At 35.2% G+C, this 15,220-nt stretch carries 14 protein-coding genes; 8 read left to right on the top strand and 6 right to left on the bottom strand.

Going from position 1 to position 15,220, the window contains the following annotated elements; all coding sequences use genetic code 11:
* Window position 1: 1 nt before the first annotated feature.
* From THEYE_RS09505 to THEYE_RS09480, 6 genes are read right to left on the bottom strand one after another with little or no spacing between them, the layout of a single operon-like run.
* Window positions 2-652, bottom strand: a complete 651-nt coding sequence (locus THEYE_RS09505; protein WP_012546570.1) for an energy-coupling factor ABC transporter ATP-binding protein — start codon at window positions 650-652, stop codon at window positions 2-4.
* The gene (cbiQ, locus tag THEYE_RS09500; RefSeq protein ID WP_012545677.1) at window positions 649-1,392 is read right to left on the bottom strand and encodes a cobalt ECF transporter T component CbiQ; all 744 of its coding nucleotides are present in this window, start codon (window positions 1,390-1,392) and stop codon (window positions 649-651) included. The genes THEYE_RS09505 and cbiQ overlap by 4 nt, the downstream gene beginning before the upstream one ends.
* Entirely contained in the window at window positions 1,382-2,110 is a 729-nt protein-coding gene (locus THEYE_RS09495; RefSeq protein ID WP_012545984.1) for a NikL family nickel/cobalt ECF transporter subunit, read from the bottom strand. Before THEYE_RS09495 ends, cbiQ begins: the two co-directional genes overlap by 11 nt.
* On the bottom strand, window positions 2,104-2,700 hold the full coding sequence (gene cbiM / locus THEYE_RS09490; RefSeq protein ID WP_012546305.1) for a cobalt transporter CbiM: 597 nt from the start codon (window positions 2,698-2,700) through the stop codon (window positions 2,104-2,106). The genes THEYE_RS09495 and cbiM overlap by 7 nt, the downstream gene beginning before the upstream one ends.
* Window positions 2,700-3,470 (bottom strand): DUF4198 domain-containing protein, encoded by a 771-nt coding sequence (locus THEYE_RS09485; RefSeq protein ID WP_012546093.1) that lies wholly within the window; start codon window positions 3,468-3,470, stop codon window positions 2,700-2,702. The genes cbiM and THEYE_RS09485 overlap by 1 nt, the downstream gene beginning before the upstream one ends.
* Window positions 3,471-3,487: 17 nt before the next feature.
* A complete protein-coding gene (locus THEYE_RS09480; protein ID WP_012545746.1) occupies window positions 3,488-4,618 on the bottom strand; it encodes a carbohydrate porin in 1,131 nt (376 codons plus the stop codon).
* A gap of 164 nt (window positions 4,619-4,782) precedes the next feature.
* Between THEYE_RS09480 and THEYE_RS09475 the strand changes: the two genes are divergently transcribed.
* From THEYE_RS09475 to THEYE_RS09440, 8 genes are all read left to right on the top strand, one after another.
* Window positions 4,783-5,457: a Crp/Fnr family transcriptional regulator gene (locus THEYE_RS09475; RefSeq protein WP_012546542.1), complete on the top strand. Its 675-nt coding sequence runs from the start codon at window positions 4,783-4,785 to the stop codon at window positions 5,455-5,457.
* 104 nt (window positions 5,458-5,561) lie between these two features.
* Window positions 5,562-6,770: an S-layer homology domain-containing protein gene (locus tag THEYE_RS09470; RefSeq protein ID WP_012545470.1), complete on the top strand. Its 1,209-nt coding sequence runs from the start codon at window positions 5,562-5,564 to the stop codon at window positions 6,768-6,770.
* A gap of 13 nt (window positions 6,771-6,783) precedes the next feature.
* Window positions 6,784-7,710, top strand: a complete 927-nt coding sequence (locus THEYE_RS09465; RefSeq protein ID WP_012546408.1) for a TP0624 family protein — start codon at window positions 6,784-6,786, stop codon at window positions 7,708-7,710.
* A gap of 10 nt (window positions 7,711-7,720) precedes the next feature.
* Window positions 7,721-8,437 (top strand): SIMPL domain-containing protein, encoded by a 717-nt coding sequence (locus THEYE_RS09460; protein WP_012546574.1) that lies wholly within the window; start codon window positions 7,721-7,723, stop codon window positions 8,435-8,437.
* Window positions 8,428-11,598 carry a tetratricopeptide repeat protein gene (locus THEYE_RS09455; protein WP_012545943.1) on the top strand — a complete coding sequence of 1,057 codons (3,171 nt, stop codon included), beginning with the start codon at window positions 8,428-8,430 and terminating at the stop codon, window positions 11,596-11,598. The genes THEYE_RS09460 and THEYE_RS09455 overlap by 10 nt, the downstream gene beginning before the upstream one ends.
* Before the next feature lie 22 nt (window positions 11,599-11,620).
* Complete coding sequence (locus THEYE_RS09450; protein ID WP_012544999.1) at window positions 11,621-12,163, top strand: lipoprotein; 543 nt, start codon at window positions 11,621-11,623, stop codon at window positions 12,161-12,163.
* Between the two features lie 19 nt (window positions 12,164-12,182).
* Window positions 12,183-14,174 (top strand): tetratricopeptide repeat protein, encoded by a 1,992-nt coding sequence (locus tag THEYE_RS09445; RefSeq protein WP_012545059.1) that lies wholly within the window; start codon window positions 12,183-12,185, stop codon window positions 14,172-14,174.
* A gap of 9 nt (window positions 14,175-14,183) precedes the next feature.
* The gene (locus THEYE_RS09440; RefSeq protein ID WP_012545827.1) at window positions 14,184-15,212 is read left to right on the top strand and encodes a DUF2330 domain-containing protein; all 1,029 of its coding nucleotides are present in this window, start codon (window positions 14,184-14,186) and stop codon (window positions 15,210-15,212) included.
* Window positions 15,213-15,220: the final 8 nt, after the last annotated feature.

Genomic DNA, 15,220 nt, shown 5'->3' with positions numbered 1-15,220 from the left:
CTTAAAATAAAATTTTTCCGCTATCCAATGTATAGACTTTATCTGTTGCTTTTGTTATAAAATCTCTGTCATGAGAAACAATTAGATAAGTTTTTGTATTATGCTTTAAATAGCTCAAAAGTTTTTCTGTTGTATTTTCATCAAGCCCTGAAGAAGGTTCGTCCAATAGATAGCATATTGGTTTCATCGCAATAATTGTTGCTAAGGCAACAAGTTTTTTCTCCCCTCCTGAAAGTTTAAAAGTAACTCTGTCTTCAAAATCTTTTAAGCCCAAGATATTGCATGTGTCCCTTACTATTTCCATTGCTTCTTTTTTTGTCTTTCCAAGATTTAAGGGACCAAAGGCTATATCTTCCTTAACTGTAGGACAAAAGAGCTGACTATCTGAATCCTGAAAAAGAAAACCTATTTTCTGTCTTACTTCAATGAAATCTTTTTCTTTATTTCGTATTTTTCCGAATATCTCTATAGTTCCTGATTGAGGCTTAAGAAGCCCCATTATAATATGAAGGAGTGTTGTTTTCCCAGAGCCATTAGGTCCAATTAAGCCTATTTTATCTCCCTCATATACATCAAGATTTAGGGAATTTAAGACTATCCTTCTGTCATAGCTGAAGGAGATATTTCTTAGTTTTATAATTGGTGTTTTCAACTCTTAACCCAGAATAAAATAAAAATTGCTGTAGAAATAACACCAAATATTATATCACTTTTTCTAATTTGAAAATGCTCAAATAATGGGAAAAAACCCTGAAAACCTCTGCAAAGCATTGCCCTGTATATCTCCTCTGCTCTTTCATAGCTTTTTATAAGCATTCCACCAACAATGTATGCATAGGTTTTATAAGTATGAAGATTTGTTTTTGGAATAAATCCTCTTAAAGCAACTGCTCTCTTTATTTTTAAATATTCTTCATGAATTACAGTAATATAGCGATAAAAAAGAAAAAAGACTGTAACAAGTTTTTTTGGCATTTTTAAATGAAGCATTGCATGAGCAAGAGAAAACACTGAGGATGTTGAAAGAAGAGTTATTGTAGCAATAATTATGGCATTGCATTTAATAGTGATTGAAAGAGCATAGTTAATTCCCTCATGGCTGATTTTTATGAAGCCTAAAGTAATATAAGGATTTCCAGGGTAGCTTAGAGGAATAAAAAGCCATATAAAAGCAATGAAAAAATTCGCTGCGAGAAGTCTTGAAATTAAGGGTTTTGCTTTAATTCGGGTAATTAAAAGAAGAGTTAATGAGTAGAAAAGATAAAGCATTGGTGTTTTTATACCTGATGATATCGCGCAGAGTATACTGAATAAAGCAAAAACCAAAATTTTTACTCTTGGGTCTGCTTTGTGAAGAAAGCTATTTCCCTCTGAGAACTCTTCAAGATGCATTTTTTTTTCTTTTAAGAAGCATTATTATCCCCCAGATTCCGAAAATATATCCAATGCCTCCAATTATATCTCTAAGACTAACTTTATCCATCTGTTTCCGTAAATCCATTATTTCAGCCCTTAATCCCTGTAATTTAGCATCCATAACTTCGTCAATTATCTGTTTGATTTCATCTTTGTTCACTGTAGCCTCAGACTGCACAGGTTTATTTGGAGTCTTTGCCGTCATGGTTTCCTTATTTTCTTTTTTTTCGGGTTTTTCCGCTATCCCTTCAAGTTTATACTCTGCTCGATGTCCTTCTCCTGCAGGAATTATTATCCTTAATGTCCCCTTTTCTTTTGTTGTAAAACTGTATTTACCCTTTTCATCTGTTACAGCTTCAAGAATCTTCTGCCCTTTTAAATCGTAAATTTCTACCTTGCTGTTTTTGCAGGGTGAGCCATCTACAAAGTAACATTCTCCAAAAATTTTATCTCCTTCTCTGTATGCATAAGTACTTACTTTATGGGCATAGGCAGAGGTAGAGATGAAAATTAAAAGTTGTATGACCAAAATAAATATAATCCCTTTTTTTATTTTCAAATTCTTTTTATCTAATTCCGAATTCTTTTTCTTTAATTCCGAACCTTTGCCTGTCATTCCGAACGAAGTGAGGAATCTCCTCTGGTTTATTTTATGCTGTGCAAACCAGTAATTTTGTTGTCTATAGTTTAGCATATCAATGCCTCCGGTTTTACTTTTTTAAGATATACTACAACAAATCCTGTAATAATTCCCTCAATTAAAGCAATTGGAAGATGCATTACAAGAAGAGTTCCTGCAATGCCTACAAAACTTTTTTCAGTTTCCATCAGAGCAATACTTATAAAAAATGCTGCTACAAGCAGAGCTAAAAATCCGCCTAAAAAGCCACCTAAAAAAGCTAAGTTTTTGCCTTTTTGTAGCATTTTTCTGAAAACATAATATAATAAAACTCCTGGCATTGCCATTGCAAAAGTATTCACACCCAAGGTAGTAAGTCCACCAAATTGAAATAAAAGAGCTTGAAGCACCAATGCTACAAATATGGAAGGAAAGGCTGCCCACCCAAGAAGCATTCCCACAAGTCCGTTTAATACAAGATGTGCAGATGTTGGTCCTATGGGAATGTGAATAAGAGATGCGACAAAAAAGGCTGATGAAAGAACCGCAACCTTAGGGATGTCTTCATTTTTTATTTTCCTTAATCCTAAGGTAAGTCCTATTAAGGATAAAACAGCGCCGGTAAGAAGAACCGGCGCAGAAAGCACTCCTTCTGAGATATGCATTATTTTATCTCCCTTGCCTTAATCCAAATAATCCCTCCTATTTCAACTGGGTATTCTTTTCCGTCTTTTTTAAGCTTATATGGTGCTTCAGTCAATGCAGCAAATCCCCACCAGCCAGCTTTTGGTATACCAAAGGTAAAAACTCCATTTGCATCTGCCTTTATAACCTGCGTTATATAAGACTCCTTTGGTGCTTTTACTTTTACCCCCTCATTAAAATATTCAACTTCTACCTCTGCGAAAGGAAGCGGCTTTCCATTAACCTTTACAACTCCCTGAAAAACGTTTCCAGCCCAAAGACCATAAGGTCTTGTAAGTGGAACAATCTCAATTGGAAGTCCTACTTCTTTGTCCCATCCTTCTTCTTTGCCTAATGCCTGCACCACGACTTTTGGATAGTGGACAATAAATTTTTCCTCTGCAGGTTCCCAGTAAGGCTCTGGTTCAAGATAAAAGATGTAGTCCCCAGGACGTTTAATTGTAAATTGAGTTTCCCAAATATTTCTGCCCTTTATTTTTTTGTTTATAAGCGTATTAAGCAGGTCTGTTTTCTCATCTCCAAGCATGACTCCAAATGCCTTTGGCTTTTCCATATTTAGCCATTCTTGTTCAAAAGGATGCATGAAGTAAACCTTAAGAGTAATTTTCTTTGGGTCTTTCTCACCAATGATGTCATCAGAAGGCAGAATTATTCCAAAATGAGCAAAAGCTATTCCTGTGAAAAATAAAACAGCAATGATGCTGATTAAAAAAGTTGAAAATCTCTTCATTTTTTTTACCTCCTCCATTAAAAGTTAAAGTTTAATCTAACACCGTATACATTGCCTGCTTTTGTGTTTTCGGAGTCTCTATCTTTGTCACGGATATATTGATAATCAAAGGTTATGTCTGAACTAAGAGATTTATAACTGAATAGCTTGAATTTAATATATCCCTCAAAAACCTGACTGTTGTTGAGTTCTTCATTCTTTGATGGACTCTTAAGATAGGCATAACCAACTCCTACTTCATCATCTTTCCTTCCCCATACACTTCCATTGAGATTTAATCCAATTGAATACATTCTGTTATAATTTACTTTTGCAGAGTCATCCTGCCATCCTGCCCTGAAAAAAGCTCCCAATATATCCTTTATCAATTGCTGGTCAAAGGATACTCCAATGCCTTTTAGTGCCTTGTATGCATCAGTATCCCAGTTTTCAAATCTTTTGTTCGTTGTATATGCATAAACTCTGTAATTTCCTTCTCCAATAGGAGTCTCAAGTTTGTATCCCACCTGCGCTCCAAACCAGTTGTAGTGCCTTACATCCATGTCTTCATTGTCATTTTTTGAACGCATACCAACTAATCTCACATGAAACTTGTCCCACTCAAACTCTGCTGCAACACCTCCATCATAGCTTGGAAGATTTGCAAGAGGATTGTGAACCAATGCTTCATTCATGAATTGAGTTATTTCATCTGCTGCATAGGCATTGTCATCAATTAAGGTTGTAGAGTCAATTATTCCTGCAGTAAGCTTTAGTGAGATATCTTTCTGAATAGGGAACTTATGGGAATACCATAGCTCCTGTAGATGGTCTCTTGAGTGCCCATTCATGTTTCGTAAGTCAACAAAAAGGTCATCAGCATTTGGCGATAATTTAAAGGGATATCCTGAGTTTTCTGAATGAAATCCGCTTCCTTTTGCAAAGCTTGCCCTTAGGAAAAATTCATCATTTTCAGTTGGTTTGAATGATACATTAAAATCAATTACTGCTGAACCACGGTCTTTGTTATGCACATCCCCTTGAGCTTTGTTTAACCATTGGTAAACTCCCGTTGCTGCCCCTGAAATAGATAGCTTGTCCGTGATGTCTACTGCATAAACTGATACAGGAAAAAGTAAAATAATAAGAAAAAGCAAAAACTTTCTCATATTCCGCCTCCCTTTTAAAATAAAAAAGCCACGAAAGCATTTTAGCTCTTCTGAGCCTTAATCGCCTTCGTGGCTTGGACAATTATATCAAAGCCTAAATTCAATAGTCAACTTTTTCCTTCTTGCAAACTTGACTACCTCAAAAATTTTTGATAAAGTTTAGTATGTCAGATAGTGAAGTTATTAAAATTTTAAAAGAAATGCCTATTTTTCAAAACCTTTCAGATGAACATCTTTTGCTTATTTCCAAAGGTTTTAGCATAAATAAAGTAAAAGAAGGGAAGTTTATCTTTTATCAATCAGAGGAAAGCACAGACCTTTATATTATTCTTGATGGCGCTGTTAAAGCATGTCTTTTAGACCCTGAAGGCAAAGAGCTCATTCTTAACATATTTAAAAAAGGTGACTTTTTTGGAGAATTAAGTCTTCTGGATGGTAAACCTCGCTCTGCAACAGTTATTGCTCTAAAGGATTCTGTTGTTGGCATTCTTAAAAGAGAGCAGTTTCTTACATTGCTCAAAAATAATCCAATGATTGCCATATCTCTTCTTTCAGCACTTGTTGAAAGAATAAGAATGACAGATGAGATGCTTGGTGCAATGGCATTCTTAGATGTAAGTAGAAGAATTTTAAAATATATTTTAAATATAGCTCAAAAAGAAGGAGAAAAAACAGAAGAAGGTTATATAAAAATAAACAAAATAACCCATAGAGAATTAGCTTCCTGCACAGGAGCATCTCGTGAAGCAGTTACAAAAGCTTTAAAAATTTTAAAGTTCAAAGGCATTATTTTTGAAAAAAATGGACATTTTTTTATATCACCTGACATAGAGATTTGAGATTAGACATTGCTCATGATTTTATTGTAAATATGTGAAAAATACCTTTACATATGTTTTCTCTTCTGATATTCTTGAGTTAAGAAAAATCAAGGGGGTATGAGATGGAACATTTAAAGTTTTTAATCCCGTGTTTAATTATTGCCTTAGTTTTTGGATGCACTCCAAAAGAAGTTGTAAAATGCACACTTCCTGAAGACAATCCAGAATATCACTATCTTGCAGGGATGAGAGTTCTTGAAGAAGGTAAAGTAGATATGGCAATTTTAAAGTTTGAAAGAGTTCTTTACTGCGATGAAAAGTTTTCAAAGGCTTATTCAGGAAAAGCAATTGCAAAGGCTGAAAAAGCAAAAATGATTAAGGATGCTGATATAAGAAAGATTGAAATTGAAAGAATTGAAAAGGATTTAAAGCTGGCAAAAAAATATGCAGAAACTATCTCTGATGAATTTGACTACTATCTTGCAAAGATAAGAGTTTACACTGCCCTTAAAACAAAAGATTGGCTTGAAGAAGGGGAAAAAGCTTACTTAAATGCTATTGATCTAAAGGTTGATGAAACAAAGCTAACTTACTACCAAGGAAAAGAATCTGCCCATTACTTTATGGGAGTTGCCTACATGAATGCCCTTGATTTTGAAAAGGCAAAGGACAAGTTCAGAGCTGTTTTAAACTCAAAGACAACAGGAAAATGGCATGAAAAAGCTGAAAAAGCATGGAAAAAGGCTGATAAAATCACCCGTGCAATGGCAGGAGTGACAGTTGGAGATGTGGGTAAAAAAATTGCGGTGCAGGAAAGTATCACAAGAGCTGATCTTTCAGCTCTTCTTGTGGATGAGTTAAAAATTGACAGTCTCTTTGCTGGAAGAATTCCGATTAAGAGCCAGATTGAAAAGGCAAAGCCAGAGTTTATACCTGCTGATATAATCAATAATCCCTTCAAGCAGGAGATTCTAACAGTTCTTAAATTGAAAATAAGAGGGCTTGAGCCAAAATATGATGAAACAGTAAAGGCATATCTTTTTAAACCTGAGGAGGTTGTTAAAAGAGGAGAGATGGCTTTAATACTTGAGGATGTGCTTATTAAACTAACAGCAGATGAAAAAATAGCTACAGCATTTTTAGGACACGAAAAATCACCATTTTTAGATGTAAGAACAACATCTCCCATCTACAATGCTGTAATGAATATGGTTACCAGAGGGATAATGGAGCCAGAGCTTTCAGGAGAGTTTAATCCTGAAAGAGCAGTTAACGGTGCAGAAGCGATTCTTGCAATAAGAATGTTAAAACAAAAATTAAACATTTATTAGTAGGAGGACAGAAATGAAAAAACTTACTGTTTTTATCTTATCATTATTTTTATTTTCAGGATTTTTATTTACAGGTCATGCAAACTCGCAAGATTCTACACAGGATAAGATTTCACCAGTATTTCAAAAAGCGAATGAGTGGCTTCAGAGAAACAACCTTTCACTTACTACCTCTCCTGAGCAGGCATTTTTAAATGACTATATTCTCGTCGCAGCAGAAGGACTTCCTTCAGCCACAGCAAGAACCCCTGCTCAAAAAAGACTTACTGCTGAACGCGCTGCAACAGCGCTTGCGTATAGGCAGCTTGCAGAGATTCTTGAAGGAGTTGCCGTTGTTGGAGATACCCTTGTAAAGGATGCTGAGCTTCAGTATGATGTAGTAAGAACAGCAGTTGCGGGCTTTGTAAAAGGCGCTCAGATTGTTTATAAAGAATGGAATCCTCAGGAAGAATCAGCACTTGTTATTATAAAGGTGGGAATGTCTGGACCTAAGGGATTTGGCTCACTTCTTTATGAAAAAATATTGGGAGAACCGAAGATTAAAAAGGAAATTATTGAACCTCAACCACAGTTTAAGCCAAAGCCAGTTACTATTGAAGAAAAATATGATGGGCTCATAATTGATGCAACAGAAGTTAACTTCAGACCCGCGCTTATAAACAGGATATTTACTTCAAAGGGAGAGATTATTTATGACCCTTCAAAGATAAGTCAAAAAGTCCTTGTTGAGCAGGGTTGCGGAGAGTATACAAATAGCATTGAAAAAGCAAAGGCTGCACTTGAAAAAAGAGGAGTAAAAAATCCTCTGATAATCAAAGCTTCTGGCACAATAAATCCCAGTGATCTTCAGGTCTCAGATGAGGATGCTGTAAAGATTTATTCTGCCAATCAGAAGGCTAACTTCTTTGCCTCTGCAAAAGTAGCCTTTGTATTGAAGTAGGAGTGGAAAAATGAGAAGGATGATATTATTAATCGGTTTTTGTATATTTGTGTTAGGTTTGACCTCATTGTATGCTGAAGAAAAGGATTATGATATAACTCGTATTTCTATAACTCTTGAAGAAAGAAAAGAACTAATGCCTGATATTCTCAGCATGACTGTTGGAGTTAATGCTAATGCAGCTAAGGAGACAGAGGTTATAAACATGCTTGGTAGCATTGATAAAGCTATAAGAGTTCTTAATTTAAACTACAAGGGAGGAAGTTATTCAGTTTATAAAAACTGCTGGTGGGAAAAAGATAAAAGAAAATGCTCTGGATATAAGGGAGAACTTGGCTATTCCTTTGAGTTAAAGGATTCAAAGGAACAGAATAAGATTCTTGAGGTGATTGATGAGTTTAAAGAAAAATATGGTGAAAAACTGAATTACACTGTCTCCCATCCTCAATGGCTTATTTCAGAGAAAAAAGCTAAGGAGACAGAAAACGAACTTAAACTTGAAATAATTGATACGGCAGTTAATTTTGCAAAGAAAGCAGGAGAAAAGCTTGGCAGAAAATGTTCAATTTCAAATATTAATTATGATGTGAGACGACCTATATGGGAACCACCTGTATTTTATAAAACTGCTCCCATGATGGAGAAAGCCATGATTGAAGCTCCAGAACCTAAAAAGGAGGATAAAGTAGTTAATGTAAAAGCTTCGGTAGGATTGGTATGCAAGTGAGGAAGTTTATATTTATAATCCTTATCTTTATCCTACCAGTCATTGCCTATGCCCAGCCAAAAAGTGAGGCAGAAAGGCTATGGGAGCTTGGGGATAAAGCATATAAGGAAAAGAAATATAAAGAAGCAATTTACTATTATGAGAAATCTCTTGCTCTTTGTGGAAATGATTATGAATGCCTTGCCTCAAACTACAATGGACTTGGCTCTTCCTATGAAGATATGGGAGATGAAAACAAAGCCCTTTTTTATTACGAAAAGGCAATTGATGTAGCACGGAAGCTTGGAAATAAGGAATGGCTTGCTGATGACCTTTTTCTTGCTGGCTCAATATACTACAGAAAATCGCTGGATTATGAAAAAGCCTTTGCATACCTTGAAGAATCAAGAAAACTCTTCACTGAAATAGGTGCTAAAGATTCTCTCACAATAGTGCTTCATGAGCTTGGAAAGGCTGCTCTATCTCTTGGTAAATACGAAAAGGCTCTTTCAAGCTTTAATGAATCTCTTAAGCTTTATAGAGAAAAAGGAGATGAAAACTCAGTAGGAGCAAATCTTTCTCTGATTGGTTTGGTTTATTCAAAAATGGGACAGCTTAAAAAGGCTCTTTCTTATTTTGAAGAGGCACTGAAAATTGCAAAAAAACATAATGACCCTGAAGGCACATCAATTGTTTTAAGAGAAATTGCGGATATATACTCAGACCTTTACCAGCGTGATAGAGCAATCTCTTATTATCAAGAGGCAATTGAGATTCAGAAGAAAAATAACTTAAGAAAAGAACTGGGAGTGACACTTAACAATCTTGGCTCAATGTATATGGATTTAGCTCAGTATGAAAAAGCACTTCAGAGCTATCAGGAAGCATTAAAAATCGCAAAGGAGCAAAATGACCTACCAACAACTGCTACTCTTTTTAATAATATCGGACATGTATATGCAAAATTTGGTAGAACTGACAAAGCCATCATGTATTATCAGCAGTCACTTGAACTTGAAAAAAGATTAAAAAGGCCTGCATCACTTGTCTATGTTTTAAATAATATTGGAATGGAGTATTTCAGGGTTGGAAAGTATGATGATGCTCTTAAATATCTAAAAGAAGCTCTTGAAATTGACAAAAAACTTAATAATCCTCATCTTCTTGAAACAAGACTTAATTGCATTGGAGCAGTTTATCTAAAACAAGGTCGTTACAGGGATGCAGAACAGATATTTCTTGAAAGAAAAAAACTTGAGGATAGAATAAAACCAAACAGGTTGCTTCATGCAGGTCTTGTGGAAGTATATCTTAAGACAGGAAGGTATGATGAAGCATTAAAGCTTGCCAATCAAATACCACCTTCATGGCAAGACAGCAAAAACAGACACATTGAATACTACACACAGGTTGGGCTTGCCCTTAAGGGTAAAGGTAATCTACAGGAAGCAGCAGTTAATCTTATGAATGCGATTGATTTGACAGAAGAGATGAGACAGTCTGTTACTGAAAGAGGGCAATTCTTTGCTGGTGGAGGGTATTACAACAGGCTTACTCCATATAAGGCAATAATTTCAGTGATGGCTGAAATGGCTGAGAGAGGTATAAGTCTAAATCTTGGAAAAAGAATAATCTTTAAGTATTTAACCTATGTAACCTATGAGCAGAATCCTTTGTCAGTTGCCTTTTATTTCTCAGAACTCACCAAAGCAAGAAGCCTTCTTGAAGTAATCGCAGGTGCAAAGAAAGGGATTGAATATACCGAGATTCCTCAAGAATTGAAAGAAGAGGAAAACCGCATACTGCAGGAGCTTTCCTATCTTGACAGTAGATGGGAAGATGCATTGAAAAAAGGTGAGCAGGCTGTAAAGGAATTACAGACAAGAAGGGAAGTTCTTAAACGCTCGCTTAATGAATTAATTGATATTTTCAGGAAAGAATATCCAAGATATGCAGCCCTTAACTATCCTTTGCCTGTGCATGCAGAAAAATTGCCACTTAAGGAAAACGAAGTTTTGTTAGAGTATGCAGTTACAGATGAGGCAACTTATCTTTTTGTTGTAAGAAAGGGCGGTGTGAAAAGAATTATAAAAATTAATGTTGCCAGAGACAACCTTGAAGAGATGGTAAAGTCTTTCATAGAGCCAATGAATCTCAGGAAACCAGACAGATTTTCTGTCAGAGATGCTAAAAGGCTTTATGACATACTTCTTTCTGAAGCATTAAAGGAAGTAAGGGCAGATGAAAAGATAGTCATTGTGCCTGATGGAATACTTGGGCTTCTTCCTTTAGAAGCACTTGTTATAAAAGAAGGAACAAACCTGAAAGATAGCACATACGTGGCAGACAGATACACAATCACTTATTACCAGTCAGCAACAATCCTTGCATTAAACAGAGTTTTTAAAACTCCTGAGCCTGAAAAGCCACTTTTTGCATTGGGAAATCCTGTCTATGCCGCAAATGACCCAAGATACATAGCATGGAAGCAGGGGAAAAAAGAAACCTATTTTGCAAACTTAAACCAGTATGCCTTAAGAGGACTGGCAGTCAAGGCAAAATGGGGAGCAGTAACAGAGGATGAAAAATCTGGAAGGGTTGAGTTTCCTCCGCTTCCAGAGACAGAGGATGAAGTTAGAGAAATAGCACGCATTATGGGAGTAAAACCTGAGCCTCCACAGATTTTACTTTCAGTAATGGCAAATGAGACAAATCTTAGAAAAGCAGGGCTTGAAAAATATAGATACATCCATTTTGCAACCCATGCATCCCTTCCCGGAATAATTCAGGAAGTAAATGAGCCATTCATACTTCTTGGGCAGGTAGAAAATCATGGAGATGATGGATTCTTAACGCTAAGTGAAGTAGCCGCTATGATGCTCAATGCCGATATGGTGGTATTATCCGCATGTGTAACAGGTCTCGGTAAAGAGGTTGAGGGTGAAGGTGTGGTTAATTTTGCGAGAGCATTCCAGCAAGCAGGTGCAAAAGCTGTAGTTGTAAGTTTATGGGAAGTGGCAAGCAAACCAGCAGTGGAGTATATGAAGACATTTTATAACTATCTCAAATCTGGTAAAAGCAGAGCAGAGGCAATGAAACTTGCAAGGGCAGAGATAAAAACAAAATATCCAAGCCCCTTTTACTGGGCTGTGTTTATTTTTCATGGAGAGGGAGATGTTTAAATGAACATTTAAAGGATATTTTATGACTAAAAAAATTTTGATCCCTCTTTTTATTCTGTTTTTACTTCAATCCTGTTCATGGATAACGGATTTTTATGTGTTAAACAGTTCAAAAAGTCCAATAGTAATTACATTTAAACAACCTAAATCTCCTGAAACAACTCCTTATCTTGAAAAATTAAAAGCAAAAAGTTTAGAACTTTATCAGAAAATGAAACCCACACCATGTCCACTGGAAAAGGACATAAAAAATGGAAAATACCCAGAAATATGCGATGAGGATTTTAAAAATTGTAGGACATCAAACCCAACAGAATATAAATTTGATAGAGAAGAATGCTCATTGGAACTTACCTTAGAGAGTAATCAAGCAGTTAAATTATTTAGCATTTGTTGTTCCTATACAGGTGTTATAGATGAAAAAGAAGACATCAAAAATATCAGCCAATCTGCTGAAGGAGATACCATAAGTCTTATAATCAAATCCTTTGCCAGTACAACTCAATATAAAGGCATAGAGTTGATGAGGGCTTTTAAAAAACAAAAAAGACAAGATATGTTTTGAAATATAAGGAGGAGTAAACATGTTCAAAAGAAACATTATTAATTTTATATTTTTGATTTTATTGTTTTTAATTAAAAACTCATTTGCCTATGAGCCTGTTGTAATAATTGCTGATGGTGAGTATGTAATGGGTGCGGGTGAAAGCATGGAAGTATCTGAGGAAAAGGCAAAAAGAATAGCAGTCCAAAAAGCAGCAGAACAAGCTGGTGCATATGTTAAAAGCTATACAAAGGTGAAAAATCTTGCCCTTGAAAGTGACGTTATTGAGGTTATAGCAAATCATTCAATGAAAATTGAAGTTTTAGACAGAAAGAAAACAGTTGTTGGTGATATTGATGCAATAAAGTTTTATGTAAAAATCAGAGCTACCATGTCACAGGAAGATATAGAGGCAAATCTTAAAAAGGTAAGGCAAGACCAAAGCATTGTTGAGGAATACAATAGACTTAAAGCTGACTTTGACAAGCAAAACAGGGAAATGGAAAAGCTGAAAAGACAGCTTGAGCTTGCTACAGGTGGAGATAAACAAAAAATTGCGAAACTGATTTCGGAAGAAGAAAAGAAATACAAAGCAAATCTCTGGCTTGAGAGAGCACAGCAAAAGGATATTATTGAACCAGAAGAAGCTATTAAAGCTTATAAAAAAGCATTAGAGCTTAATCCTGATATTCCACAGGCTTACTTTGGTTTAGCAAAAACTCTTTATAAAACCAATGTTCTTAAGTATGGGTTGCTGGAAGATGATACTCAAAAGGAAAAACTTCTTAGAGCATTAAAAGAGGCTCTTGAAAATATCAACAGAGCAATATCCCTTGATGAAAACTATGCAGATGCTTATGCTTTAAGGGCGGAAATACTGAGCTATCTTGGAAATTTGGAAGATATAGCTGAAAAAAAGGATTATAATGACAAAATCTTGAAAGATATAAACAGAGCTTTAGCATTAAATGCGTCCAATAAAGCTGAGTTATATTATCTGCGTGCTTCCATGTATCTGGATGAGCTTCAAAATGCTGAATTAGAACAGGCAAAAGCAGATCAATTTGACTACAGAGTAATTGAGGAATATTTCAATAAAGCCTTGAATGAAATTGACAATGCAGGCTCTCTTTGTAAGGAGGAAAAGTGTTTGGCTGACTACTACAGACGAAAGGCTTATGCTCACATCTTCATAATAAATTACTATTTACGCAGAGAAGATATAGCTAAGACAAAAGAATTTACTTCAATGAGAGATAAATTTTTAAAGAAAGCTGATGAAATAGAAAAGCAGAAAATACAACAGGAAGAGAAATTTGATAAAGAACTCCAGGAACAAATAAAAGATTTATACCAGACTGAATTCGGCAAAATAGTCTATGAACTTGAAAAAGGATGGAAAGAGAAAGTAACAGGTATTTCTTTGAAAGATTTAGAAGAAAAAAGTAGAGAGGAGCAACAGAAAATATTTAATCAAATGGAGACTACAATCAGACAAAAAATTTCTTCAGGTAAGGCATCTGCTGAAGAATACATTTTAATGTCTTATTTTGAGGAAAATCCACAAACAAAAAAAGCTTACTTTGACAGAGGTATAGCTTTATATGAAAAGAGAAATTCTCAGGGAGTAGATGCTATTTTATTGGTTCAGTTTTATCTTGATGGAACAATTATGCAAAATGATGATGTGAAATTAAACTATTTAAACAAGGCAAAAGCGGTTGTTGACAGAAATTTTGCTCAGGCACAGAAGGTATTGAGCATGGATGAATTCAGGTTGCTAATTTCTGAAATGGAAAAAGCAAAAAGTGATATTGAAGGGTTCAACGTTATGAAAAAACTTGCTAAACTTAATAGACAGCAGGCTGAAGCCTTCCACTGGCTTCAATTTGCATTTATGATTTCACATCAAAAGGCAGAAATATATGAGAGACTTGATTTACCTTTGAAAGCACTTGAAGAATACCTTTATCTCTGCAATACCTTTAAAATTGATGAGGCATGCAAAAATGTAGAAAGATTGAAAAAATAGGAGTCAACAATGAAAAAAATATTATTTGCCATATATTTGCTTATATTATTTTGCCCAGCTATTTTGATGGCAGATAAAGGACTTTTCTGGTGGACTATGGATGCTGAGCTCAGTCAGGACTCTCAGAAGGCAATAATACTTCATAACTTTAAGGAAGAAGTCTTAATTTTGGGAACGGAGCTCAAAGCAAGTAAGGACACAGGAATTTTAGAATTCATTCCTTTCCCTTCAGAGCCAGAAATTAGCCTTGCTAAGGGAAATCCCTTTGAGGAGATAAATAAACTTCTTCAGAAGAAGAGAATAGAGTTTGCAGTGTTCACAAAGGGAGGCTCTTCAGCAGAGCCCGTAGAGATAAGACTGAGTCAGAAAATAGGGCTTCACGATGTAACGGTGATAAAGATAAATGATATTAATGGCTTTAATAAATGGGTAATTGATTTTCTTGATAAAAAAGGAATCAAAAAGATTGAACTTAAAGCACTAAAGAATTTTTCTGATGTTGCAGAAGATTATATTAAAAGAGGAATTCAGTATTTTGTATTTGACTATGTGGAGGTAAAGAATGCCCCAAGATTCATTGAGCCTCTTATTTACAGATTTAAGACAGACAAGCTTTACTATCCCTTGAAAACATCAAACATAATAGGTGGAGGGGGTAGTGTTGAGCTTGTGCTTATACTTCCGGGAACTCTTGGTATAAATAAAAATGAAATGATGGAAATACTAAAAATTTTTCCTTACTACTTCAGACCTGAATTAAGCAGTTCTTCTAAGATTTATCTAAGAGAATTAAAACCAATATACGAAAAGGCAGAGGAGATTTTTAATGAAAAAAGTAAGATTTATCTTCAGATGCTTCGTTACAGTGGAAAATATGAGTTTAAGGATGACCTCAATCTTGATATATCAAAGATTGCACCATATGCAAGAAAAATAGAACGGTTCTACTATGGATATGAGCCACATTTTCTTGATGAGTTCACTCTTGATGAACTCAGTGATTATTTTGAGGCTCATCCTGAGTTAAAGAAGAAATAGAGGTGGGT

The organism is Thermodesulfovibrio yellowstonii DSM 11347 (genome assembly GCF_000020985.1).
GTDB classification, from domain to species: domain Bacteria; phylum Nitrospirota; class Thermodesulfovibrionia; order Thermodesulfovibrionales; family Thermodesulfovibrionaceae; genus Thermodesulfovibrio; species Thermodesulfovibrio yellowstonii.
This window is presented reverse-complemented; position numbering and strand designations above follow the sequence as displayed.

Coding starts and splice junctions, on each gene's coding strand:
- cbiQ (WP_012545677.1), bottom strand. CDS start 1,392: ATGCATCTTGAAGAGTTCTCAGAGGGAAATAGCTTTCTTCACAAAGCA.
- THEYE_RS09495 (WP_012545984.1), bottom strand. CDS start 2,110: ATGCTAAACTATAGACAACAAAATTACTGGTTTGCACAGCATAAAATA.
- cbiM (WP_012546305.1), bottom strand. CDS start 2,700: ATGCATATCTCAGAAGGAGTGCTTTCTGCGCCGGTTCTTCTTACCGGC.
- THEYE_RS09485 (WP_012546093.1), bottom strand. CDS start 3,470: ATGAAGAGATTTTCAACTTTTTTAATCAGCATCATTGCTGTTTTATTT.
- THEYE_RS09480 (WP_012545746.1), bottom strand. CDS start 4,618: ATGAGAAAGTTTTTGCTTTTTCTTATTATTTTACTTTTTCCTGTATCA.
- THEYE_RS09475 (WP_012546542.1), top strand. CDS start 4,783: ATGTCAGATAGTGAAGTTATTAAAATTTTAAAAGAAATGCCTATTTTT.
- THEYE_RS09470 (WP_012545470.1), top strand. CDS start 5,562: ATGGAACATTTAAAGTTTTTAATCCCGTGTTTAATTATTGCCTTAGTT.
- THEYE_RS09465 (WP_012546408.1), top strand. CDS start 6,784: ATGAAAAAACTTACTGTTTTTATCTTATCATTATTTTTATTTTCAGGA.
- THEYE_RS09460 (WP_012546574.1), top strand. CDS start 7,721: ATGAGAAGGATGATATTATTAATCGGTTTTTGTATATTTGTGTTAGGT.
- THEYE_RS09455 (WP_012545943.1), top strand. CDS start 8,428: ATGCAAGTGAGGAAGTTTATATTTATAATCCTTATCTTTATCCTACCA.
- THEYE_RS09450 (WP_012544999.1), top strand. CDS start 11,621: ATGACTAAAAAAATTTTGATCCCTCTTTTTATTCTGTTTTTACTTCAA.
- THEYE_RS09445 (WP_012545059.1), top strand. CDS start 12,183: ATGTTCAAAAGAAACATTATTAATTTTATATTTTTGATTTTATTGTTT.
- THEYE_RS09440 (WP_012545827.1), top strand. CDS start 14,184: ATGAAAAAAATATTATTTGCCATATATTTGCTTATATTATTTTGCCCA.